The sequence below is a fragment of the Pseudomonas arcuscaelestis genome (assembly GCF_016881005.1).
GTDB classification, from domain to species: domain Bacteria; phylum Pseudomonadota; class Gammaproteobacteria; order Pseudomonadales; family Pseudomonadaceae; genus Aquipseudomonas; species Aquipseudomonas arcuscaelestis.
Map to the genome: position 1 here is coordinate 273,507 of NZ_JACOPV010000004.1, position 21,810 is coordinate 295,316.

At 59.2% G+C, this 21,810-nt stretch carries 22 protein-coding genes and 1 tRNA gene; 8 read left to right on the top strand and 15 right to left on the bottom strand.

The window, feature by feature from the left end; genetic code table 11:
• Nucleotides 1-60: 60 nt before the first annotated feature.
• The 7 genes from H8F21_RS07620 to H8F21_RS07650 form a co-directional block, all read right to left on the bottom strand.
• Complete coding sequence (locus tag H8F21_RS07620) at nucleotides 61-501, bottom strand: hypothetical protein (protein WP_203479949.1); 441 nt, start codon at nucleotides 499-501, stop codon at nucleotides 61-63.
• Nucleotides 502-579: 78 nt separating this feature from the next.
• Nucleotides 580-1,617: a polyphosphate kinase 2 gene (ppk2, locus tag H8F21_RS07625; RefSeq protein ID WP_211202065.1), complete on the bottom strand. Its 1,038-nt coding sequence runs from the start codon at nucleotides 1,615-1,617 to the stop codon at nucleotides 580-582.
• Nucleotides 1,618-1,847: 230 nt separating this feature from the next.
• Complete coding sequence (locus H8F21_RS07630; protein ID WP_328824442.1) at nucleotides 1,848-2,210, bottom strand: pyocin S6 family toxin immunity protein; 363 nt, start codon at nucleotides 2,208-2,210, stop codon at nucleotides 1,848-1,850.
• Nucleotides 2,211-2,503: 293 nt separating this feature from the next.
• Nucleotides 2,504-2,579, bottom strand: a tRNA-Phe gene (locus H8F21_RS07635).
• Between the two features lie 91 nt (nucleotides 2,580-2,670).
• Entirely contained in the window at nucleotides 2,671-2,943 is a 273-nt protein-coding gene (locus H8F21_RS07640) for an oxidative damage protection protein (RefSeq protein ID WP_136474095.1), read from the bottom strand.
• Entirely contained in the window at nucleotides 2,943-4,007 is a 1,065-nt protein-coding gene (gene mutY / locus H8F21_RS07645; protein ID WP_203479948.1) for an A/G-specific adenine glycosylase, read from the bottom strand. The genes H8F21_RS07640 and mutY overlap by 1 nt, the downstream gene beginning before the upstream one ends.
• Entirely contained in the window at nucleotides 4,004-6,256 is a 2,253-nt protein-coding gene (locus tag H8F21_RS07650) for an AsmA family protein (protein WP_203479947.1), read from the bottom strand. Before H8F21_RS07650 ends, mutY begins: the two co-directional genes overlap by 4 nt.
• Before the next feature lie 359 nt (nucleotides 6,257-6,615).
• Between H8F21_RS07650 and H8F21_RS07655 the strand changes: the two genes are divergently transcribed.
• The 6 genes from H8F21_RS07655 to hisF all read left to right on the top strand — a co-directional run bounded on the left by H8F21_RS07655 (nucleotide 6,616) and on the right by hisF (nucleotide 11,541).
• Nucleotides 6,616-8,277 carry an OFA family MFS transporter gene (locus H8F21_RS07655; RefSeq protein ID WP_203479946.1) on the top strand — a complete coding sequence of 554 codons (1,662 nt, stop codon included), beginning with the start codon at nucleotides 6,616-6,618 and terminating at the stop codon, nucleotides 8,275-8,277.
• Nucleotides 8,278-8,443: 166 nt separating this feature from the next.
• Entirely contained in the window at nucleotides 8,444-9,037 is a 594-nt protein-coding gene (gene hisB, locus H8F21_RS07660; protein ID WP_136474099.1) for an imidazoleglycerol-phosphate dehydratase HisB, read from the top strand.
• Nucleotides 9,037-9,675 (top strand): imidazole glycerol phosphate synthase subunit HisH, encoded by a 639-nt coding sequence (gene hisH / locus H8F21_RS07665; RefSeq protein WP_136474100.1) that lies wholly within the window; start codon nucleotides 9,037-9,039, stop codon nucleotides 9,673-9,675. The genes hisB and hisH overlap by 1 nt, the downstream gene beginning before the upstream one ends.
• Entirely contained in the window at nucleotides 9,675-9,938 is a 264-nt protein-coding gene (locus H8F21_RS07670) for a DUF2164 domain-containing protein (protein WP_136474101.1), read from the top strand. The genes hisH and H8F21_RS07670 overlap by 1 nt, the downstream gene beginning before the upstream one ends.
• A gap of 84 nt (nucleotides 9,939-10,022) precedes the next feature.
• Complete coding sequence (hisA, locus tag H8F21_RS07675) at nucleotides 10,023-10,760, top strand: 1-(5-phosphoribosyl)-5-[(5-phosphoribosylamino)methylideneamino]imidazole-4-carboxamide isomerase (protein ID WP_203479945.1); 738 nt, start codon at nucleotides 10,023-10,025, stop codon at nucleotides 10,758-10,760.
• Between the two features lie 10 nt (nucleotides 10,761-10,770).
• Nucleotides 10,771-11,541 (top strand): imidazole glycerol phosphate synthase subunit HisF, encoded by a 771-nt coding sequence (hisF, locus tag H8F21_RS07680; protein WP_136474103.1) that lies wholly within the window; start codon nucleotides 10,771-10,773, stop codon nucleotides 11,539-11,541.
• Between the two features lie 58 nt (nucleotides 11,542-11,599).
• On the opposite strand, the gene choV is transcribed toward hisF, so the two are convergent.
• From choV to H8F21_RS07695, 3 genes are all read right to left on the bottom strand, one after another.
• Nucleotides 11,600-12,778, bottom strand: coding sequence for a choline ABC transporter ATP-binding protein (choV, locus tag H8F21_RS07685; RefSeq protein ID WP_203584187.1), 1,179 nt, complete (start codon nucleotides 12,776-12,778; stop codon nucleotides 11,600-11,602).
• A complete protein-coding gene (gene choW, locus H8F21_RS07690) occupies nucleotides 12,775-13,623 on the bottom strand; it encodes a choline ABC transporter permease subunit (protein ID WP_203479951.1) in 849 nt (282 codons plus the stop codon). Before choW ends, choV begins: the two co-directional genes overlap by 4 nt.
• 66 nt (nucleotides 13,624-13,689) lie before the next feature.
• Nucleotides 13,690-14,637 carry a choline ABC transporter substrate-binding protein gene (locus tag H8F21_RS07695; RefSeq protein ID WP_203479943.1) on the bottom strand — a complete coding sequence of 316 codons (948 nt, stop codon included), beginning with the start codon at nucleotides 14,635-14,637 and terminating at the stop codon, nucleotides 13,690-13,692.
• Nucleotides 14,638-15,086: 449 nt separating this feature from the next.
• Here H8F21_RS07695 and H8F21_RS07700 point away from each other — a divergent pair, with 449 nt between their 5' ends.
• Both H8F21_RS07700 and gbdR read left to right on the top strand, forming a co-directional pair.
• Complete coding sequence (locus tag H8F21_RS07700) at nucleotides 15,087-16,463, top strand: L-serine ammonia-lyase (RefSeq protein ID WP_203479942.1); 1,377 nt, start codon at nucleotides 15,087-15,089, stop codon at nucleotides 16,461-16,463.
• Nucleotides 16,464-16,875: 412 nt separating this feature from the next.
• Complete coding sequence (gene gbdR / locus H8F21_RS07705; RefSeq protein WP_136474108.1) at nucleotides 16,876-17,979, top strand: choline metabolism transcriptional regulator GbdR; 1,104 nt, start codon at nucleotides 16,876-16,878, stop codon at nucleotides 17,977-17,979.
• Between the two features lie 79 nt (nucleotides 17,980-18,058).
• Here the strand turns inward: gbdR and H8F21_RS07710 are convergent, their stop codons facing one another.
• The 5 genes from H8F21_RS07710 to choX all read right to left on the bottom strand — a co-directional run bounded on the left by H8F21_RS07710 (nucleotide 18,059) and on the right by choX (nucleotide 21,775).
• Complete coding sequence (locus tag H8F21_RS07710; RefSeq protein WP_136474109.1) at nucleotides 18,059-18,313, bottom strand: hypothetical protein; 255 nt, start codon at nucleotides 18,311-18,313, stop codon at nucleotides 18,059-18,061.
• Nucleotides 18,314-18,437: 124 nt separating this feature from the next.
• Nucleotides 18,438-18,908 carry a thioesterase family protein gene (locus H8F21_RS07715; protein ID WP_203479941.1) on the bottom strand — a complete coding sequence of 157 codons (471 nt, stop codon included), beginning with the start codon at nucleotides 18,906-18,908 and terminating at the stop codon, nucleotides 18,438-18,440.
• Nucleotides 18,909-18,921: 13 nt separating this feature from the next.
• Entirely contained in the window at nucleotides 18,922-19,887 is a 966-nt protein-coding gene (locus tag H8F21_RS07720) for an L-carnitine dehydrogenase (RefSeq protein WP_203479940.1), read from the bottom strand.
• Between the two features lie 15 nt (nucleotides 19,888-19,902).
• Nucleotides 19,903-20,787: a beta-keto acid cleavage family enzyme gene (locus H8F21_RS07725; protein WP_203543774.1), complete on the bottom strand. Its 885-nt coding sequence runs from the start codon at nucleotides 20,785-20,787 to the stop codon at nucleotides 19,903-19,905.
• A 43-nt stretch (nucleotides 20,788-20,830) separates the two neighbouring features.
• Nucleotides 20,831-21,775 (bottom strand): choline ABC transporter substrate-binding protein, encoded by a 945-nt coding sequence (choX, locus tag H8F21_RS07730; RefSeq protein ID WP_203479938.1) that lies wholly within the window; start codon nucleotides 21,773-21,775, stop codon nucleotides 20,831-20,833.
• Nucleotides 21,776-21,810 lie beyond the last annotated feature (35 nt).

The window sequence follows — 21,810 nt, forward strand, 5'->3', positions numbered from 1 at the left end:
CCTTTTTATTGGGCATTGCACGCAGGCCTGTGGCGGCCTTATCGCGAGCAGGTCCGAGTGTTAGCCATACATTTTCTGCTGGGTCTTGGCCACGGCTTCAGAGGCAGAAATGTAGGCTTGCTGAAACTCGTCACTTTCCAGCCAGGCCATGGTGGTGGCTTCGTCGGCGCCGTCCAGCCATTGGCGGTAGGCCGTGAAGACCATGACGATGTAGTCGGTGGCGTGTTCTTCCTTGTGGCCTTTGAGTACCAGGGCCAGCAGTGGGTCGACCAGGAACACCGAAATCAACGAAACAAGCCCACCTTCCTGGGCTTGCTTCATTTTTTCGAACAGGGCGGTGTAGCTGCCCGAGTCCATGGCCTTGTTGAATACCTGCTCAACGCTGGCGCTGGAGCTTTCGCCGCTGCTCTTCACTGCCTGGCCACTACGCACCATGCGGTTTTCACGAGCCTTGTTGGCGGCGCGCTTGGCGCGTTTCTGCTGCTTGCTGTTAGAGGCCATCGGTGAATCCTGAGTCAAAAAATTTTGCGTATTGAAGCCTAGTTGGCAAAGAAACCCAAGTGTATCCGACGGCCTCGCTCAGGCAGGCTGTACCAGCTCGCCACGGTCTTCCTCGGCATGTACCCGTGCCGCGCGCTCAACCAGCAGTGGATCGGGCCGGTGGGCCACACGCAGGTCCTTGGCGGGATAGTCCAGCGAATGCAGGAAGTGGCGTATGCAGTTGATGCGCGCACGCTTCTTGTCGTCGGACTTGATGACCGTCCACGGCGCATCGGCGGTGTCGGTGTGGAAGAACATCGCTTCCTTGGCTGCGGTGTATTCGTCCCACTTGTCCAGCGACTTGATATCGATGGGCGATAGCTTCCAATGCTTGAGCGGGTCGTCACGGCGCGAGATGAAGCGGCGCAGTTGCTCTTCGCGGTTTACCGAGAACCAGTACTTGAACAGCAGAATGCCGGAATTGCACAGCATGCGCTCCAGGTCGGGCGCCTGGCGCATGAACTCGAGGTATTGCAGCGGCGAGCAGAAGTCCATCACCCGCTCGACACCGGCGCGGTTGTACCAGGAGCGGTCGAAGAAGACCATTTCACCGGCGGTGGGCAAATGCTGGATGTAGCGCTGGAAGTACCACTGGCCCTTTTCCTGTTCGGAAGGCTTCTCCAGGGCAACGATACGTGCACCGCGCGGGTTCAGGTGCTCCATGAAGCGCTTGATCGTGCCGCCTTTGCCTGCTGCGTCCCGGCCTTCGAACAGCACGACGATACGCTGGCCGGTTTCCTTGGCCCAGCTTTGTACCTTGAGCAGTTCGATCTGCAAATCGTGCTTGGCCTTATCGTATTCTCCCCGGCGCATACGGGTGCGGTAGGGGTAACTGGCCGGTAGCTTCGCTGCGGTGCTGTCTTCGTTGGAGCCGCGTGGGGCGGACGCGACCTTGAGAGCGGCAGGTTGCTGGCTGATCGCGACGATTTCGCTTTCAGCGGCTGCTACGGCTGGTTTGCGGGTGGTGCGCGCGCGCCGTGGGCGTGGGGTTGCAGGCTTGGCCGGGGCGGGGCTGGTGTTGGCCGAAGTATCTGGGGTCGGCACGGGCAGAGGCAGGGCTGTGGATTCTTCGCTCATGTAGGTGGGCCTGTTGGTTTTTTCGAATTTCCACCAAATAGCATACGAGGGTGCGGCGAGAAGGTACTGATGTTGGTCAAAAGCCTTGGGGTTTCCCGGTGCAGGCGCCCGCTGAATCTCATGCTTCAGAGAGGGGGGCTTTCGCCCGCACTAGAGTCACCGTACGAAACATCATTGACCTCCATTCTATTTTGGGGCCGTCTTGCCTGGATTTCGCTGGCATGCAACCTCTACGCCCGCACTCCGATGAATATGTCTAGATTCGTCGGCAATCGCTCGTTGACCACAAGGGATATCGCTTTTACTTGTTCGCAGGTTAGCAACCATTCTCCGCCTGGACTCTCTTCGAGACTTTTCCAACCAAGAATCCTTAAGACTGCGGCTTCATGCTCGGGTTGAACGGTGAGTTTGTACTTCAACGAGTCGTCCTTAGCATCGTCGTCAAAAAAACCACTGATCCATAGATGCATAGCCGGCCCATTTTCGCCCGGTGCAGGCTCCGGAGGAGGATAAATCCCGGCCCATGAGGCGCCACCGTTTGGAAGCTGGTTCCACTGATCGTCCAAGGGTTTTTTCGGCTTGTCCTTGAGCATGACAAATCCTTGTATCACTTCACATCGAGTCTCAGAGCTTGTCGTTCGGATCGGCCTCAGGTCAATTTTGCTCGGTAACCTAAAGTTTCAGCTGCGTTGAAACGACGAGTGCGCGTCCCGTTGTTACATTGAGGGCTTGAGGCGCGCAGGCCGGTTGCGCCGCTTAGCTTGTCGCTGCGGCGTGAGTTGGGCCAATCAGGAAAGGGGCAGGAATTTCAGGCAATAAAAAACCCGCTCGAGGGCGGGTTTTTTATGTGTTTCAGATGATGCTGACACCACCTGAAAGCGAAAGGTGGTGCCCAGAGACGGAATCGAACCGCCGACACGGGGATTTTCAATCCCCTGCTCTACCGACTGAGCTATCTGGGCAACGGGGCGCATTAAAAGGCTTTTTCAGGTTTAGGTCAAACACTTTTTGAAAATTTTTTAAATTAATTCCGTCGCTTACGATTTTTGGGGGTTATTCGGCAGGTGGAACGTAGCCTTCGGCCTTTTCGTATTCCTGGCCGGAGAAAAACTTGTCCATCTCGCCCTGGAGGAATTTGCGGTCCTCGGCGTTCATCATGTTCAGGCGTTTCTCGTTGATCAGCATGGTTTGTTCCTTCTGCCAATCGGCCCAGGCCTTCTGCGAGATGTGCTCGTAGATGTCCTGACCCTTGGCACCCGGGTACGGTGGACGCTCCAGGCCTGGAAGTTCTTCGTTGTATTTGCGGCACATTACGGTGCGGGTCATCACGACTCTCCTGCAATCAAAACGTCGGCCGCGCGTTTAAGCAGTTTTTTGACCGGGGCAGCAAGGCCCAGGCGCGGCGGGGTGGCGAGGTTATACCAGAGCCAGTCGGGCTCGGCCATGTGGGCCCGGGAGTCATCGACCCGGACCAGCCATGGTTCGATGGCCAACTGGAAATGGCTGAAGGTGTGAGTCAGGCCGTCCAGCGCCTGGCGAGTGACAAGGGTAAGGCCATGCTGATCTGCGAGGTCGTCGAGCTGTTCCAACTGCTCCAGCTCCGGCAAACTCCACAAGCCGCCCCATAGCCCCGTAGAGGGGCGACGGTAAAGCAGGATGGCACCTTGGCCGTTTGCCAGTAGCGGCATCAGCGTGCGGCGCTGTGGTAGCTCCTTGCGGGGTTTGGGGATCGGGTAGCGAATCTCCTGACCCAACAAGTGTGCTTCGCAGCCAACCTTGAGTGGGCACAGCAGGCAACTGGGCTTGCTGCGGGTACACAGGGTGGCGCCCAGGTCCATCATCGCCTGGGTGTAGTTGTTGACTCTGGCGTGCGGGGTATAGCGTTCGGCGTTGGCCCACAGCACTTTGGCCACCTTGGGTTCGCCCGGGTAGCCTTCCTGAGCGGTGTAGCGGGCCAGCACGCGTTTGACGTTGCCGTCGAGAATCGGCGCACGCAGGCCCATGCTGATACTGGCAATGGCCCCGGCTGTGGATAAGCCGATGCCAGGCAGGTCGGTGAGCTTTTCGACATCGCGCGGAAATTCGCCGCCGTAGTGTTCGACGACGATTTTCGCGGTCTTCTGCAGGTTGCGCGCCCGGGTGTAATAGCCCAGGCCCGTCCACAGGTGCAGCACCTCATCCTCCGGCGCTGCGGCCAGTGCCTCTACGGTCGGCAACGCTTGCATGAAGCGGTCGAAGTAGTTGAGCACGGTGCTGACCTGGGTCTGCTGCAGCATGATCTCCGAAACCCACACCCGATAAGGGGTGATGCCCTGTTGCCAGGGCAAGTCATGACGGCCATTGCGGTCGTACCACTCCAGCACGGCGCTGGAAAACTGCTCGGGGCTCATCGCTTGAACAGCCCCTTCAGCGCGTCCTTGAGTTCAGGGCTGACCTTGTCACCGAGTTTCTCATCGATCTTGTCGCTGAGTTTTTCGCTGACTTTGTCACCGGCAAGCTTGGCTGCAACTTTGCCCAGGCCTTCCTTGTCCAGGCGGCAGGCCTTGGCACCCAGCTCCAGCGGGCCACGGCAACGCAGTGGCAGCTCCAGGCCGACATAGCGCTGGCCGACCTGGCAGGCCGGATCCGGCATGTCGCGTTTGTCGCCTTCGACAATTACGCCCACACGGTAGTCCATGCCCAGCACACGCAGATCAAGGTCGCCATGACCGTTGACGGTAAGGCCCGGAATACGCACCTTGAGGTCGGGGTTGCTGGCTACGCCATTGCGCAGTACCAGGCTGCCCTTGAGCTCCTGGAACGGTGTGTCCTTGCCGCGTGGCTCGCCGCTCAACGTCTTGCGGTTGAGGGTGGCGATGGCCTGGCAGAGTTGCTGTTCAAGGTTGGCATTGACCAGGATGCCATCGTTGATAACGAAGCTGGCATTGCCGTTAAGGGTGTCGACCAGGGCTTTTTGGCTGTTGCCGGTGGCAGTCAGGTTGCTGCTCAGGGTCAGCAGACCTTTGACCGGTGGGGTTTCAGTCTGGCTCTTGATGAAGTGCTCGACCGGTACCCGATTGACCTTGGTGTTGAGGCCTATCTGCGGGACTGCCGGGCGCACGTCGAGGGTGCCCTTGGTTTCGAAGTCGCCGTCGTAGAGACCGCCGCGCAGGGTTTCAAGGGTGATCAGGCCACCTTGGCCCTGGGTCTTGAGGTGGGCATTGTCGATGGGCAGCTTTTCCAGCGTCAGTTGGCCGAAGCTCAGGTCTGCCTGCAGGTCGAGCTGGCGCAGGCGATCGACCGGCAACAGTTTGTCGCTGCTCCAGGCCACCTGGGTTGGGGCGTCGGGCAGCGGGGTGTTGCCGGCGCTGGCCAGGGCGCTTTGCTCCTTGCTCTTGACCTCGGCCTGGCGCGCAGCCGTGGCGCTGGCGGCAGCCTCGCTCTTGGCCGGCATGTAGCGGTCGGCATCGAACTTGTCGGCTTTGAGTTGGATACGCAGGGCTTGCTTGGCGAAGTCTTCCACGGCCAGGCGGCCGCTGAAGGTGCTTTCATCCAGTTTTACGGCCAGGTCTTCCAGCGCCAGGCTGTTAGGGCTGCCTTGCAGGCGGGTGACCATCTCGAACTTGCTCAGCGCCGTGGCATCCGCGGTAGCGGGCAAGGTGCGGCCGATGCTGTCGAGGAAGGTGCGCAGGTCGATCTGGGCGATGGACAGGCCGCCCGTCAGTTGTGGGGTTTTGTCCAGATCGCGCACGTTCAGTTCGCCCAGGGCGCGCAGCTGGTTGGCCGAGAGTTTCAGGCCATTCCATTCGGCGACATTGGCGGCCAGGTCGACCAGCAACTGGCCTTGGGCTGCATAGGTCAGGGTCTTGCCTTGCAGAGGTTCACCCGACGCTTCGCCGCTAAGCTTCATGTCTTCGAACTGATAGCGCTTGAGGCGACGGTCGAAACGCAGCTCGCCGCTGAGCTCGGTACGGGTCTTGAGCGCGGGTTGCGCGGTGCTTACGAAAGCGGTCATTTTCAGCGGAATATTGACCCCTTCGTGCACGGCGCCGGTGGTCAGTTGGATGCTTTCAGCGCTGATCGTCTGGCCGCTGCGCGCATCACTGTATTGAACGCGGGCGTTGTTGACGGTCAGGCTGTCGATATCCAGTTTGACCGGACGCTCGTTGGCGTCGGCCTTACTGTCGGCCTTGGCGGTACTTTCACCAGCAGGTGCGGGGGTGGCGCCGTCGGCGGCAGCAGTGGCTGTCGTCGGCAACGGTTTGCCGATGTCTTCCCAGTTGCCGTGGCCGTTTTCATCGCGGCTCAGAATCAGGTTGAGGCCTTCGACGCGCACATCGCTCATTTGCACTTCGCGGCGCAGCAAGGGCAGGACGCGCACCGACAGGCCAAGCATCTGCAGATCGGCAAATGCGACTTTCGGGTTGTTCAGCGTAGCGATGCTGGCTTCATGCAGCTCCAGCCCCAGCCAAGGGAACAGGCTCCATCCAATATCGCCATTGAGTGTTAGCTCAACGTGGGCTTTGTCGCGTGCAAGCTGGCGAATCTCGTCTTTGTAGTCGTTGGGATCGAAGAGGTGGGTCAAGGCAAAGCCTAGAGCCACAATGATCAGCAACAGCCCGAGAAGCACTAGCCCCAGGATTTTGCCGAACGCTTTCATGGGCGAGTCCTTGTAGTCCGATTCTAAAATTTAGCCGCAGAGTATAGCGCTGTGGTTGTCGTCACTGGAGCTAGTCGAAGGTTGATGCTTAATTTTCCTACAGCGCTAACAGGCCCAGATGGTGCCGAGGTTAACGTGACCAAAGTTTCGACAGTGGAGGCAACGACAGTTCAGTTGCAGTGCAAAACACAGCATCAGTGTGCTTTCAAAGCCGCAGGCGAATGCTACTCTTGCGCCGCTCACACAGCCCACTGCGGCGAAATGTCGCGTTTTGTAGGGCAAAAGCGCCAAAAACGATCAGTTGCCGATAGGCCAAGATCGAGAGCCGTGAGCTGACCATCTACGAGGGGAACACAATAATGAGTAGCAGTATCACGGCGGGCGCTATCAGCAATAGCCCCGGCTTCTTGTCGAAAGAGCGGATTATCGCCGCCCCCGGTTTCAACCGCTGGCTGGTACCGCCCGCCGCGCTGGCCATCCATTTGTGCATTGGCATGGCGTATGGCTTTTCGGTGTTCTGGTTGCCGTTATCGCAGGCCATCGGCATTACGGCTCCGCTGGCCTGCGCCCCAGACATGAGCTTCTTTGCGCGCCTGTTCAGCGCCGAGTGTGACTGGCAGATTTCGATGTTGAGCTGGATCTACACGCTGTTCTTTGTGTTTCTTGGCTGCTCTGCCGCTATTTGGGGTGGCTGGCTGGAACACGCCGGGCCACGCAAGGCCGGCGTCGTTTCGGCGCTGTGCTGGTGTGGTGGTCTGCTGATTTCGGCGTTTGGCATTTATACCCATCAGCTGTGGCTGATGTGGTTGGGGTCGGGTGTCATTGGCGGTATCGGCCTGGGCCTGGGGTATATCTCTCCGGTGTCGACCCTGATCAAGTGGTTTCCGGACAAGCGTGGCATGGCTACCGGCATGGCGATCATGGGCTTTGGGGGTGGCGCCATGGTCGGTGCTCCATTGGCAGCGGCCTTGATGAACCATTTCGCCAGCCCCGAAGGCGTAGGCGTGTGGCAAAGCTTCGTGGTGATGGCAGCGATCTACTTTGTGTTCATGATGGGGGGCGCCCTGGCCTATCGCGTACCGCCCACGGGATGGAAGCCCGAAGGGTGGACAGCACCGCTGAACAAAGCCAGCAATGCAATGATCACCCACCGTCATGTGCACGTAAGCGTGGCGTGGAAAACCCCGCAGTTTGTATTGATCTGGCTGGTACTGTGCCTGAACGTGTCGGCGGGCATTGGCATTCTGGGTATGGCCTCGCCGCTGCTGCAGGAAGTGTTTGCCGGCAAGTTGCTCGGTAATGATCTGAGCTTCAGCGAACTCAACAGTACGCAACTGGCACAGATTGCTGCCATCGCGGCCGGGTTTACCGGGCTTTTGAGCCTGTTCAATATTGGCGGGCGCTTCTTCTGGGCCTCGTTCTCCGACTATATCGGGCGCAAGAACACCTATTTCGCGTTCTTTGCCCTTGGCGTTGCCCTGTACGCATTGGTGCCGAACATGGGCCATCTGGGCAACGTTGCCCTGTTCGTGGCGGCGTTCTGCATCATCCTGTCGATGTACGGCGGCGGCTTTGCCACCGTGCCGGCCTATCTTGCCGACCTGTTCGGTACGCAGATGGTCGGTGCCATTCATGGTCGTTTGCTGACTGCCTGGGCGGCGGCAGGCGTGTTGGGGCCGGTGCTGATCACTTACCTGCGTGAGTACCAGTTAGCCCTGGGCGTGGAGCGCGCAGCGGTGTACGACATTACCTTGTACATTCTGGCCGGTTTGCTGGTGCTGGGGTTTATCTGCAATGCACTGGTACGCCCGGTTGCCGACAAATACTTCATGACCGATGCGCAGTTGGCCGCCGAGCAGGCGCTAAGCCATGACCAGGGCAACGGCAATGCCCGTGTTCTGGAGTGGCATGCCGCCCCAGGTAGCCTGCCGTTGGTGGCCGCAGCCTGGCTGGCGGTCGGGGTGCCGCTGGCCTGGGGAATCTGGGTGACGCTGCAAAAGACGGCTGTGTTGTTCAATTAATCGATTCATCGCGAGGCACGCCTGCTCCCACTGGGTCACAGCAACCCGGTAGAAGCGGGCAAGCCCTGCGATAAATTCCCCGCCACGCGTCTTCTTCGTTCCAAGCCTGACGCTTCTAGGCCTATAATGACCGCCTTTTTCGCCCAATGATTTTGCGGAGCTGGTGATGGTCGAACGTAAGGCTTCCGTCGAGCGCAATACTCTGGAAACCCAGATCAAGGCCTCGATTAACCTGGATGGCAGCGGCAAGGCTCGATTTGATATCGGTGTGCCTTTCCTTGAACACATGCTCGACCAAATCGCCCGACATGGGCTGATTGATCTCGACATCGAGTGCAAGGGCGACCTGCATATCGACGATCACCATACCGTCGAAGACGTCGGGATTACCTTGGGCCAGGCCTTCAATCAGGCCATTGGCGACAAGAAGGGCATCCGCCGCTATGGCCACGCCTATGTACCGCTCGATGAAGCGCTGTCGCGTGTGGTTATCGACTTCTCCGGCCGTCCTGGCCTGGAAATGCACGTGCCCTTCACTCGCGCCTCGGTAGGCGGTTTCGATGTCGACCTGTTCCAGGAGTTCTTCCAGGGCTTCGTCAACCACGCCAACGTGTCCTTGCACATCGACAACCTGCGTGGGCACAACACCCACCACCAGATCGAAACAGTGTTCAAGGCTTTCGGCCGCGCCCTGCGCATGGCTATCGAGCTGGATGAGCGCATGGCCGGGCAAATGCCGTCGACCAAGGGTTGCCTTTAATGCAGACAGTTGCCGTTATTGACTATGGCATGGGCAACTTGCACTCGGTGGCCAAGGCACTGGAACACGTCGGCGCCGGCAAGGTACTGATCACCAGTGACGCGGCGGTAATCCGCGAGGCAGATCGCGTGGTGTTTCCGGGTGTGGGCGCGATTCGCGACTGCATGGCTGAAATTCGTCGCCTGGGCTTTGACAGCCTGGTGCGCGAAGTCAGCCAGGACCGTCCGTTTCTCGGCATCTGCGTGGGTATGCAGGCGCTGCTGGACCACAGCGAAGAGAACGACGGCGTCGATTGCATTGGCCTGTTCCCCGGCAATGTGCGGTTTTTCGGCAAGGACCTGCATGAAGATGGCGAGCACCTGAAGGTGCCGCACATGGGCTGGAACGAAGTCACCCAGGCCATCGATCATCCGCTGTGGCACAACATTCCTGACCTTGCACGTTTCTACTTTGTGCACAGCTACTACATCACTGCGGCCAAGGCCTTGCAGGTGGTGGGGCGTGGTCACTACGGCGTCGATTTCGCTGCAGCGCTGGCTGAAGGTTCGCGCTTTGCGGTGCAGTTCCACCCGGAGAAAAGCCATACCCATGGCCTGCAGTTGCTGCAGAACTTCGCCGCCTGGGATGGCCACTGGTAATGAGCAAGTCCAAGACCAAGGCGCCGATTATCACCCTTGCTCCGGAACAGGAGCGTGAAGCGCTGGATGTACTCAAGCGCTTTCTCGAAGACCGTTTCGAGCTGCAACTGGGGTCGTTCGAGGTCGCTGAGGTTCTGGACCTGTTCAGCAAGAAAATCGCTCCGCATTACTACAATCGGGCGATTTTCGATGTGCAGAACCATCTCAAGGAACGCTTCGAAAGTATTGAAAGTGACCTCTGGTCGCTAGAAAAAAGCAGCTGAAAGCTACCAGCTGCAAGAGAACAGACGCGCACGCTTGCAGCTTGTAGCTAGCAACTTGCAGCTCTTTTTACGAAGGAAAACAGCATGCTGATTATTCCCGCTATCGATCTTAAACACGGTGCTTGCGTACGTCTGCGCCAAGGCCGCATGGAAGACTCCACGGTATTTTCCGATGACCCGGTGAGCATGGCCGCCAAGTGGGTCGAAGGTGGTTGCCGTCGCCTGCACCTGGTTGACCTCAATGGTGCTTTCGAAGGCCAGCCGGTCAACGGTGAAGTGGTAACTGCCATTGCCAAGCGCTATCCGAACCTGCCTATCCAGATCGGTGGCGGTATCCGTTCGCTGGAAACCATCGAGCATTACGTCAAGGCTGGCGTCAGCTACGTAATCATCGGCACCAAGGCCGTTAAAGAGCCTGAGTTCGTCGCCCAAGCCTGCCGCGCCTTTCCAGGCAAGGTTATCGTCGGCCTGGATGCCAAAGACGGTTTCGTTGCCACCGATGGCTGGGCAGAAGTCAGCTCGGTGCAAGTCATTGACCTGGCCAAGCGGTTCGAAGCCGACGGCGTCTCGGCCATTGTCTACACCGACATTGCCAAAGACGGCATGATGCAGGGCTGCAATGTACCGTTCACGGCGGCACTGGCCGCGGCTACCAAGATTCCGGTGATTGCTTCCGGTGGTATCCACAACCTGGGTGACATCAAGGCCCTGCTCGACGCCAAGGCGCCGGGCATCATCGGCGCGATCACCGGCCGGGCCATCTACGAAGGCACCCTGGATGTCGCCGAGGCGCAAGCCTTCTGCGACAGCTACAAAGGCTGAGGACTCCCACATGGCATTGGCTAAGCGCATCATCCCCTGCCTCGATGTCGATAACGGCCGGGTAGTCAAAGGCGTCAAGTTCGAGAACATTCGTGATGCCGGTGATCCGGTTGAAATCGCTCGCCGCTACGATGAACAGGGCGCTGACGAAATCACCTTTCTCGACATCACCGCCAGCGTCGATGGCCGTGACACCACGCTCCATACCGTTGAGCGTATGGCCAGCCAGGTGTTTATCCCGCTGACTGTAGGCGGTGGTGTGCGTACCGTGCAGGACATCCGTAACCTGCTCAATGCCGGTGCCGACAAGGTCTCGATCAACACTGCCGCGGTGTTCAACCCGGAGTTCGTCGGCGAAGCTGCCGCGCACTTTGGTTCCCAGTGCATTGTGGTTGCCATCGACGCCAAGAAAGTGTCCGGGCCGGGTGAAACCCCGCGCTGGGAAATCTTCACCCACGGTGGTCGCAAACCGACCGGTCTGGATGCGGTTGAGTGGGCGATGAAGATGGAAGGCCTGGGTGCCGGCGAGATTCTGCTGACCAGCATGGATCAGGACGGCATGAAGAATGGCTTTGACCTGGGTGTTACCCGGGCCATCAGCGATGCCTTGGGTATTCCGGTGATTGCTTCGGGAGGTGTGGGCAACCTGCAGCACCTGGCTGACGGAATTATCGAAGGACATGCCAGCGCAGTGCTGGCGGCGAGTATCTTCCATTTCGGCGAGTACACCGTGCCGGAAGCCAAGGCCTTCATGGCCAAGCAGGGGATCGTCGTTCGCTGATGCCGCTATCGCGGGGCAAAACCGCTCCCTGTGGGAGCGGGCTTGCCCCGCGATAGCCTCAGCCCAGATTCTTGCCCAGCAACGCGTGATACAGCTCACTGTCGCCGAGAATTCCCACCACGGTATTACCTTCCTGAAGCACCAGCTTGTTACCGGTTTGGTAACGGATCTGCAGTGCTTCGCGCATTCCAATGCTGGCACTCACCAGGGTCGGTTTGCGGCCCAGTTCCTCTACCGCCTCACCCGGTGCCCAATTCTGCAGATCCATGCCGTTGGCGCCCTGACGCGCACCTTTGATGGTATTGCCTTCGGCCAGATCCAGCCAGGAGTCGCCGCCTGGGTCCAGGCACACCGAACCGTTGATCCGTTTGCACTTGTCCAACGTGCGCATCAGGCTGCGGCCGCACAGTACGTTGAGTGGGTTGGTGTGGGCGACGAAGGTCCGCACGTACTCATCGGCCGGGTTCAGAACGATCTCTTCCGGCTTGCTGTACTGGATGATTTTGCCGTCTTTCATGATGGCGATACGGCTGCCGAGCTTTAGTGCTTCATCCAGGTCGTGGCTGACGAAAACAATGGTTTTGCTCAGCTTGCGTTGCAGCTCCAGCAGTTCGTCTTGCAAGCCCTGGCGGATCAGCGGGTCAAGGGCGGAGAAAGGTTCGTCCATCAGCAGGATATCGGCGTCCATGGCCAGGGCGCGGGCCAGACCCACACGCTGCTGCATGCCGCCTGAGAGTTCGTCGGGCTTCTTGTTGCGCCATTGGGTAAGACCCACCAGCTCGAGCTTCTCGTCGACCAGTTTGCGCCGTTCCTTTTCCGGGCGACCCTGCATCTCCAGGCCGAAGCTGATGTTCTCGCGCACTGTCAGCCAAGGCATCAGGGCGAACTTCTGGAACACCATGGCGATGCGCTTGGTGCGCATCATTTTCAGCTCCGCCGGGGTGCAATGGGCGATGTCGATATGCGAGCCTTCATGCTCGACGAACAACTTGCCTCGGCTCACCGTGTTGAGGCCGTTGATACAGCGCAGCAGGCTCGACTTGCCCGAGCCAGACAACCCCATCAACACGCAGATTTCACCTTTGTTGACATCCAGGTTGGCTTTTTCCACGCCGACTACCAACCCGGTTTTTTTCAGAATCTGCTCCCGCGAAAGGCCTTGGTCGAGCAGGCTGAGTGCCTCACGCGGTCGGCTGGAGAAGATAACGTCTACATCTTCGAAGCGAATAATGCTCATGCTTCACTCCTTGCCGGTGCGTCGGGTTGTTTGCAGATACGGTCGAGCATGATCGCCAGCAGCACGATTGCAAGACCGGCTTCGAAGCCCAGGGCGATATCGGCAGTATTCAGTGCGTTGACTACAGGTTTGCCCAGGCCATCGGCGCCTACCAGCGCGGCAATTACCACCATCGACAACGAGAGCATGATGCATTGGGTAACGCCGGCAGCGATGCTCGGCATGGCATGGGGCAGCTCGATGCGCGACAGCAGCTGGCGGCGCGAACAACCGAATGCCTTGCCGGCGTCGAGCAGTTCCTGGGGCACATCACAGATACCCAGATAGGTCAGGCGGATCGGTGCAGCGATGGCGAACACCACCGTTGAGATCAGGCCGGGAACCACCCCCAGACCGAACAGCGTCAGGGTCGGGATCAGGTAGACGAAGGTGGGTACTGTTTGCATCAGGTCCAGCACTGGGCGCATTGCGGTGTAGAACATCGGTTTGTGCGCGGCGAGAATTCCCAGCGGTACGCCGATGGCCACGCAGACCATAGTGGCGAACAGTACCTGTGCCAGGGTCTCCATGGTTTCTTGCCAGTAGCCAAGGTTGAGGATCAGCAGGAAAGACAGTACGCAGAAAGCGGTCAGCGACCATTTACGCTGAATCAGGTGCGCGATCACTGCAATCAGGCCGATCAGGACGAAGGGGTTGAACCAGGTCAGTGCCCCGGTCACTCCGTGAATCATCAATTCCAGTGCTTCAGCGAAGGCATCGAAGTAGTTGGCGCCATGTTGCGTCAACCAGTCAACGAAGCCTGCGATGTACTGGCCCAGTGGTATTTTTTGATCGATCAGCATGATAGCGAGCGTCCACCTGCATAAGATTGAAGACAGCCTGCGGCGGGACGGGCCCGCCGCAGGTGGTGCTTACTGCGTGAGTTTGGCCTTTGCCGCCTCCAGGCCGGGTTTGCCGTCAACGGTGGTAACTCCAGCCAGCCAGGTATCGAGTACTTGGGGGTTCTTTTTCAGCCAGGCCTTGGCAGCTGCGTCGGGTTTCATCTTGTCGTCCAGGACGTTGCCCATCAGGGTGCTTTCCATGTCCAGGGTGAAGGACAGGTTTTTCAGCAACTGACCGACGTTGCTGCATTCCTGCACATAGCCCTTGCGGGTATTGGTGAGCACGGTGGCCTTGCCGTAATCAGGACCGAAGAAGTCATCGCCACCATCGAGGTATTTCATCTTGAAACGGGTGTTCATCGGGTGGGGCTCCCAGCCCAGGAACACCACATCGTTGCCGCGGCGGGCAGCACGATCAACTTGCGAAAGCATCCCGGCTTCGCTGGACTCGACCACCTTGAAACCGGCGTCCTTGAGGCCGAAGGCGTTCTTGTCGATCATGCTCTGGATGGTGCGGTTGCCGTCGTTACCGGGTTCGATCCCGTAGATTTTGCCGTCCAGTTCTTTCTTGAACTTGGGGATATCGGCGAAGGTTTTCAGGCCTTTGTCATACAGCGCCTGGGGCACGGCCAAGGTGTACTTGGCGTTTTCAAGGTTGGCCCGTACGGTCTCCACCGTGCCGGCATCGCGGTACTGCTTGATGTCGTTTTCCATTGTCGGCATCCAGTTGCCGAGAAACACATCCATATTCTTGCCATCGGCCAGCGACTTGTAGGTCACCGGCACCGAGATCATGGTGGTTTTGGTCTTGTACCCCAGCGATTGCAGCACGACGCTGGTAACGGCGGTGGTCACGGTAATGTCGGTCCAACCGACATCAGAGAAGTTAACGGTATGGCACTGCTCCGGCTCTGCGGCCTGAGCCAGCAGCGGCACACTCAACAGCGTGGCCAGCAATAACGAGGGTGAACCTTTCATTCAATGGACTCCTGATGTTTTTGTCGGATGTCCCACGGGACCGCCGTGCTTTATGTTTTGCATTCGGTCGGGCCGGGCTATCGGGCGATAGCGGGACAGGTGCCGTGCAATCGAGTCGATACCGATCATCTAACAGCGAAAATCAAACGCCTACAGGGTGCGTCGTATCCAGTACAGACAGGGTCGCTTCCAGTGTCGATGAGGTCGTTTACAGGTTTGTCCGGCCCTGTAAACGTAGTTTTGCTGGCGCTGCACCGCAAAAAAACGGCGCAGGGACGGTGCTGACAACTGGCGGCGTTGCTGGGCAAGAGTGCGTCGGTTGTAGACGTCAGACGTGCGTTCAAAAGCCTGATGATGCGCGAGTTCGGCGGATTGCCGCCTTTTCAGCGTAGCAGTTGCAACGCCCTTGGCTTGGGTTGTGGGTGGCTGCTCATTCAGGAGTTTGCGCCATGGCCATCAGTGTGTTCGACCTGTTCAAGATCGGCGTTGGTCCATCCAGTTCTCATACCGTCGGGCCCATGCGCGCAGCAGCGTTGTTTGTCCAGGGGCTGCGTGATCGTGGCGAGCTTGAGCAGGTACAACGCGTCGAGGTGCGCCTGTACGGCTCGTTATCGGCTACCGGCATCGGCCATGGCAGCGACAACGCGGTGATCATGGGCCTGATGGGCGAGTGGCCGGATGCAATCGACCCGTCGCAGATTGCACCGCGCATCGCTGCATTGCGCGAAACAGACACCTTGCTGCTCGATGGGCGGCTGCAGGTCGGCTTTGCCTGGCGCCGCGACATGCTGCTGCTGGATGAAAACCTGCCTTACCATCCCAACGCCATGACCCTGATTGCTGAAGGCGCTGCGGGCGAGCTGCATCGCGATACCTATTACTCGGTCGGTGGCGGCTTTGTGGTCGATGCGGCGCAGGCAGCGAGCGGCGTGCTGGATGCTGACAACACCGAGCTTCCCTACGATTTCAACAGTGCTGCTGAGTTGTTGGCGCTGTGCAAGCAAAACGACATGCGCGTGTCGCAACTGATGCTGGAAAACGAGAAAGTCTGGCGCAGCGAAGCAGAGATTCGAGCCGGTCTGCTCAAACTCTGGCATGCCATGCAGGCCTGTGTTGAAAACGGTCTGAAATACGAAGGCATTCTTCCCGGCGGGCTGAATGTGAAGCGCCGCGCCGCCAAGCTTCATCGCAGCTTGCTGGAACTGAACAAGCCCAATGTGATTGGTTCGACCTTGAGCGCCATGGAATGGGTCAATCTATATGCCCTGGCGGTCAACGAGGAAAACGCTGCAGGCGGGCGCATGGTAACCGCGCCAACCAATGGTGCTGCCGGGATCATTCCGGCGGTGCTGCATTACTACATGCGTTTTAGCGACCAGGTAAGCGAAGCCTGCGTGGTCGACTTTTTTCTCGGCGCGGCGGCGGTCGGTATTCTGTGCAAGAAAAACGCGTCTATATCCGGCGCTGAAGTGGGCTGCCAGGGTGAGGTTGGTTCGGCCTGTGCGATGGCGGCGGCAGGCTTGGCAGAAGTGTTAGGCGCAACGCCGGGACAACTGGAGAACGCCGCTGAAATCGGCCTTGAACATAACCTGGGGCTCACCTGCGATCCGGTTGGCGGCCTGGTTCAGGTGCCTTGCATCGAGCGCAACGCGATTGCTGCGGTGAAGGCAATCAACGCGGCACAAATGGCGCTGCGCGGTGACGGTGAACACTTCATCTCGCTTGACCGAGTGATCCGCACCATGCGCGACACGGGCGCCGACATGCACGACAAGTACAAGGAAACCTCGCGTGGCGGCTTGGCCGTGAGCGCCATCGAGTGTTGATCTGGCCTGCGCTATTTATGCCCGTGCCTGGCACGCCTGCCACCTTTTGGCGCGTGTCTCTATCAGGTTCTTGGAACGCTTGCTGAAGAAGGCTGTTACCCCGGCCACTTGTGCCTGGGGTGACACTCGGAAATGTCGTTTCTGGGCATCCTTCCCACAAGTGCTACCGAATTGCTCATGTCTCCCGTGCAGCAGCGCTAGCACGGTGTTTTGCGTTTAAAACCCAAGCTTGGAACAGTTGCCAGATAGACGCTGCGCGACGTCGTTTTTGGGTTTTGTTGAATAGCCATTCAATTTCAGGCACGGCAATTGCGTTGTGATTACCAAAGCCCCTGCATTCGAATTGGGGCCGTGACAAAAAAAGCCCGCGCCTGCCTGAGGCGCAACCTGCATTGTGTGAGGAGATACCGCGATGACGTCGTACAACTCCGGGACCCCAACCCAGAACCGCACGCCACAGTCCATCGGCTTCCTGCTGTTGGATAACTTCACTCTTATCTCCCTGGCTTCGGCCGTCGAGCCGCTGCGCATGGCTAACCAACTGTCCGGGCGCGAGCTGTATCGCTGGAGTACCTTGAGCGTGGATGGTGGTCAGGTGTGGGCCAGTGACGGCTTGCAAATCACTCCCGATGCCGCGATGCACAAGGCACCGGCCATGGATACCGTTATTGTCTGTGGCGGCATCGGTATTCAGCGCACGGTGACTCGCGAGCACGTGACCTGGCTGCAAAGCCAGGCCCGCCAGTCGCGCCGCCTGGGTGCGGTCTGCACCGGCAGTTGGGCGCTGGCGTGCGCCGGGCTGCTCGACGGCTTCGATTGCAGCGTGCACTGGGAATGCCTGGCGGCGATGCAGGAAGCCTTCCCGCGGGTGAGCATGAGCACCCGACTGTTCACCCTCGACCGTAACCGGTTCACCAGCTCCGGCGGTACTGCGCCGCTGGACATGATGCTGCACCTGATCAGTCGCGATCATGGCCGTGAGCTTTCGGCGGCGATTTCCGAGATGTTTGTCTACGAGCGAATTCGCAACGAGCAGGATCACCAGCGTGTACCGCTCAAGCACATGCTCGGTACCAACCAGCCGAAGCTGCAGGAAATCGTTGCGCTGATGGAAGCCAACCTGGAAGAGCCGATCGATCTGGACGAGTTGGCGGTGTATGTGGCGGTATCGCGTCGCCAGCTCGAGCGACTGTTCCAGAAATACCTGCACTGCTCGCCGTCGCGCTATTACCTCAAGCTGCGCCTGATTCGCGCCCGGCAATTGCTCAAGCAGACCCCCATGTCGATCATCGAAGTGGCCTCGGTGTGCGGCTTCGTTTCTACCCCGCACTTCTCCAAGTGCTACCGCGAGTATTTCGGCATTCCGCCGCGTGACGAACGTGTGGGCTCCAACACGGCGCAGCAGGTGGCGATGATGCCGATTCCACAGGCAATGGTGCTGTCGCCACTGGCGGGGCCTATGTCGGCGCTGAGCCAGGCGCGTAACGAGTCGACATTTGCCAGCGTGAGGCTATAGGTCAGGTTGGATTTATCGCGGGGCAAGCCCGCTCCCACAGGTGATCAGCAACCTGTGGGAGCGGGCTTGCCCCTTACTTTCAGCGATTGTTGAATTCGGCCAAGGCGGGCAACAACTGCTTTTCGATGGCCTGGCGCACCGCCGGCAGAATGGTCGCATTGCCGGTGTACAGCTGCTCTACCAGGCCCTTCAGGGCTTTGGCCCTTTGCTCGCTCAAGCCACGCACCGCACATTCGCAGGCCTGCTCGGCACTGGCGTCGGTCGGCATTTCGAAACCCAGAGCGCGCAATTGGCTCAACAGGTCGTCCTGATCAATCAAATCCGCATGCATCATGGCTTTTGTCCTTGTTTGCAGGTGTGATCGTCAGTCGATTCTGTGGGCACCACTGCAGTGGGGCAAGCGCAGAATGTGGCAATGGCTGCTTTACCTAAGAGCAGGTCGTTTTTAGGGCAGGATGCTATGTGGGAAGCGCAATCAACCGGCCCACGAATTGCGCTGCTGGAAGGTCTATCTGGTCAGCGAAAATTTCTTGCAAGCGTTCCATCGCCTCGGGCGCGAAGGGCGCCGAGCGTGGGCCGGCGAGGTCTACGTGCAGCAGCATCTGTTCACTGGCCGCCAGCACCGGCTCAAAGTCTTCACGGTGCAGGCTGTGGTACAGGTGCAGGCGTTTGCGATCAAAGCCAATGACCTGTGTCTGCACCCAGACGTCAGTGCCCAGCTTTACCTCATGGAGGTAGTTGAGGTGGCATTCCAGGGTAAACAAGGAGTTGCCGCTGGCGCTGCGGTTGTCACTATCAAGCCCGATGCGGTCCATGAATGCATCGGTGGCATAGCTGAATATCAAAAGGTAGAAAGCATCGCGCAGATGCCCGTTGTAGTCGACCCAGTCCGCCTGGACTGGGGTTTTGTAGGTGATCAGTGCGGGCATCAGAGGGCTCCGGTCAGTCGCTGAAGGCCATGCCGTGTTTGGCTTTGGTGGTTTTCACTGCCTCAAGTACAGCCAGCAGGCAATCATCACGATAGCGCTCCAGCGCGCTAATGCTGCGCTCGCCCAGTTGTTCGCTGGTGCCTTCGACCACAGCATCGATCAGGCCGTCAGTCAGTTCCGGCGCCGGCAGGTACGTCCAAGGTAGCTGCAGGGCCGGGCCAAACTGCGCCATGAAGTGGCGCATGCCAGCGTCGCCTCCGGCCAGGGTATAGGTCAAGAAGGTGCCCATGAACGACCATCTCAGGCCTGCGCCAAAGCGTATCGCATCGTCGATTTCACCGGTGCTCGCCACACCGTCGTTGACCAGGTGCAGTGCTTCACGCCATAGCGCTTCGAGCAGGCGGTCGGCAATGAACCCCGGGACTTCCTTGCGTACATGCAGGGGGCGCATACCCAACGCGGTATAGACGGTTTTTGCGGCCTCGATGGCTTCAGGCGCGGTCTTCTTGCCGCCAACAATTTCCACTAAAGGCAGCAGGTACACCGGGTTGAACGGGTGACCGACCACGCAGCGTTCAGGGCGGGTGGATGATTCATAGAACTCGCTGGGTAACAGTCCGGAAGTGCTCGAACCGATCAAGGCGTCGGGCTTGGCGGCGGCGCTGATTTTGCCGTGCAGGTCGAGTTTGAGCTCAAGGCGCTCCGGGGCGCTCTCTTGAATGAAGTCGGCATCACGTACGCATTCTTCGATGGTGCTGACAAACCGCAGGCGCTGTTGTGACGCTCCTGCCGCCAGGCCCTGCTGTTCCAGTGCCGGCCAGGCATTGGCAACGCGTTTGCGCAGAGCGGCCTCAGCGCCCGGTGCCGGATCCCAAGCCACTACATCGAGGCCATGCGCCAGGGCGCGAGCCACCCAGCCGCTGCCGATTACACCACTGCCCAACGCTGCAAAAGTCTTGATTTCGGTGATAAAGCTCATTTCCTACTCCACTGATCAGCGACGGCTCAGGTTCATTTTTGCTCGGCCTTCGGCTGGGGTAAGCACGCGGGCACCAAGACGGCTGAGGATCTGCGTGGCGCGCTCGACCAACTGTCCGTTGCTGGCCAGCACGCCTTTGTCCAGATACAGGTTGTCTTCCAGACCTACCCGTACGTTGCCGCCAAGCAGGACTGCCTGGGCCGCCATTGGCATCTGCATGCGACCAATGCCAAACCCGGCCCAGGTCACGCCGGCTGGCAGGTTGTCGACCATGGCTTTCATGGTGGCGGTGTCGGCTGGCGCTCCCCACGGGATACCCAGGCACAGCTGGAACAACGGATCGTCGAGCAGGCCTTCTTTGATCATCTGCTTGGCGAACCACAAGTGCCCGGTGTCGAAAATCTCCAGTTCGGCTTTCACCCCCAGTTCGGTGATGCGCTTGGCCCCAGCCCGTAACTGCGCGGGTGTCGAAACATAGATGCTGTTGCCGTCGCCAAAGTTGAGGGTGCCGCAGTCGAGCGTGCAGATCTCCGGCAACAGCGCTTCAACGTGGGCCAGCCGTTCCAGCGGGCCGATCAGGTCGGTGCCGCTACCAAACTCAAGGGGTGTTTCACCTGGGCCAATTTCCAGATCGCCGCCCATGCCGGCAGTGAGGTTGACGATGATGTCCACATCGGCTTCACGGATGCGCTCCATTACCTCGCGGTACAGCGCTACGTCACGGCTGAAGCGTCCGGTTTGCGGATCGCGAACGTGGCAATGCACCACGGTTGCACCGGCCTTTGCCGCTTCCACGGCGGCTTCGGCAATTTGCTTGGGGGTAACCGGGACCAAGTGACTCTTGCTGGCAGTGTCACCCGCGCCGGTCAGGGCGCAGGTAATGATGACGTCGTGGTTCATGGCGGCTTCCTGTAGGAGCGGGCTTGCCCCGTAATGGGATCTGTCAGTTGGCAGTGAGCTGAATATTTTCGGCAGCCGGTTTGCCATCGAAGGTGGTCACGCCCTCAAGCCAGCGCTTCTGGTCTTCAGGGTGATCCTTGAGCCACTGGCGGGCGGACGCCAGGGCATCTTTGTGGTCGAGCAGCGGTTGCATCATGCGGCTCTCGTCTTCGGCAGTGAATTTGAGGTTGGTCAGCAGGCGGTTAGCGTTCGGACAGCGCTCGGCGTAATCCGGAGCGGTAACGGTCCACACGGTGGCGCGGCCCTCATCCGGACCCAGGGCGTCTTCGCTTCCGCTCAGGTAGGCCATATCGATATTGACGTTCATCGGATGCGGCGCCCAACCGAAGAACACCACGGCCTGCTTGCGGCGTACCGCGCGATCTACAGCGGCGAGCATGCCGGCTTCGCTGGACTCCACCAGCTGGAACTTGCCCAGGCCGAACTGGTTCTTGGTAATCATCGCCTTGATTTGAGTGTTGGCGCCGGAGCCAGGCTCGATTCCATAGATCTTGCCGCCTAGCTCTTTCTCGAATTTGGCGATATCGGCAAATGTCTTCAGGCCTTTGTCTGCCAGGTACTTGGGAACTGCAAGGGTCGCACGGGCGTCATCCAGGCTCGGGTTATCGAGAACTTTGACGTGTTTGGCAGTGACGAAGGGGGTGATGGTCTGCGTCATGATCGGGTTCCAGTAACCCAGGAACATGTCCAATCGGTCGTCGCGGATACCGGCGAAAATGATCTGTTGCGAGGCACTGGTCTGCTTGGTTTTGTAACCCAGGCCGTCAAGCAGAACCTGGGCCATGGCGCTGGTGGCCATGACGTCGGTCCAGTTGACCACGCCAAGACGTACGTCTTTGCAGGCGGCGGGTTCGGCGGCTAACAGGGGGGTGGCGATTGTGGCGCTGAGGGCGAGGGACAACAGGCTGCGGCGGATCAAGCTGTGCATGGTGGCTCTCCAACGGCAGTGCATATTGTTATGGG

Coding starts and splice junctions, on each gene's coding strand:
- mutY (WP_203479948.1), bottom strand. CDS start 4,007: ATGAGCCCCGAGCAGTTTTCCAGCGCCGTGCTGGAGTGGTACGACCGC.
- H8F21_RS07720 (WP_203479940.1), bottom strand. CDS start 19,887: ATGAGCTTTATCACCGAAATCAAGACTTTTGCAGCGTTGGGCAGTGGT.
- H8F21_RS07700 (WP_203479942.1), top strand. CDS start 15,087: ATGGCCATCAGTGTGTTCGACCTGTTCAAGATCGGCGTTGGTCCATCC.
- H8F21_RS07725 (WP_203543774.1), bottom strand. CDS start 20,787: ATGAACCACGACGTCATCATTACCTGCGCCCTGACCGGCGCGGGTGAC.
- hisA (WP_203479945.1), top strand. CDS start 10,023: ATGCTGATTATTCCCGCTATCGATCTTAAACACGGTGCTTGCGTACGT.
- H8F21_RS07695 (WP_203479943.1), bottom strand. CDS start 14,637: ATGAAAGGTTCACCCTCGTTATTGCTGGCCACGCTGTTGAGTGTGCCG.
- H8F21_RS07640 (WP_136474095.1), bottom strand. CDS start 2,943: ATGACCCGCACCGTAATGTGCCGCAAATACAACGAAGAACTTCCAGGC.
- H8F21_RS07655 (WP_203479946.1), top strand. CDS start 6,616: ATGAGTAGCAGTATCACGGCGGGCGCTATCAGCAATAGCCCCGGCTTC.
- H8F21_RS07650 (WP_203479947.1), bottom strand. CDS start 6,256: ATGAAAGCGTTCGGCAAAATCCTGGGGCTAGTGCTTCTCGGGCTGTTG.
- H8F21_RS07620 (WP_203479949.1), bottom strand. CDS start 501: ATGGCCTCTAACAGCAAGCAGCAGAAACGCGCCAAGCGCGCCGCCAAC.
- gbdR (WP_136474108.1), top strand. CDS start 16,876: ATGACGTCGTACAACTCCGGGACCCCAACCCAGAACCGCACGCCACAG.
- ppk2 (WP_211202065.1), bottom strand. CDS start 1,617: ATGAGCGAAGAATCCACAGCCCTGCCTCTGCCCGTGCCGACCCCAGAT.
- H8F21_RS07715 (WP_203479941.1), bottom strand. CDS start 18,908: ATGCCCGCACTGATCACCTACAAAACCCCAGTCCAGGCGGACTGGGTC.
- H8F21_RS07670 (WP_136474101.1), top strand. CDS start 9,675: ATGAGCAAGTCCAAGACCAAGGCGCCGATTATCACCCTTGCTCCGGAA.
- H8F21_RS07630 (WP_328824442.1), bottom strand. CDS start 2,210: ATGCTCAAGGACAAGCCGAAAAAACCCTTGGACGATCAGTGGAACCAG.
- choX (WP_203479938.1), bottom strand. CDS start 21,775: ATGCACAGCTTGATCCGCCGCAGCCTGTTGTCCCTCGCCCTCAGCGCC.
- hisH (WP_136474100.1), top strand. CDS start 9,037: ATGCAGACAGTTGCCGTTATTGACTATGGCATGGGCAACTTGCACTCG.
- hisF (WP_136474103.1), top strand. CDS start 10,771: ATGGCATTGGCTAAGCGCATCATCCCCTGCCTCGATGTCGATAACGGC.
- choV (WP_203584187.1), bottom strand. CDS start 12,778: ATGAGCATTATTCGCTTCGAAGATGTAGACGTTATCTTCTCCAGCCGA.
- hisB (WP_136474099.1), top strand. CDS start 8,444: ATGGTCGAACGTAAGGCTTCCGTCGAGCGCAATACTCTGGAAACCCAG.
- H8F21_RS07710 (WP_136474109.1), bottom strand. CDS start 18,313: ATGATGCATGCGGATTTGATTGATCAGGACGACCTGTTGAGCCAATTG.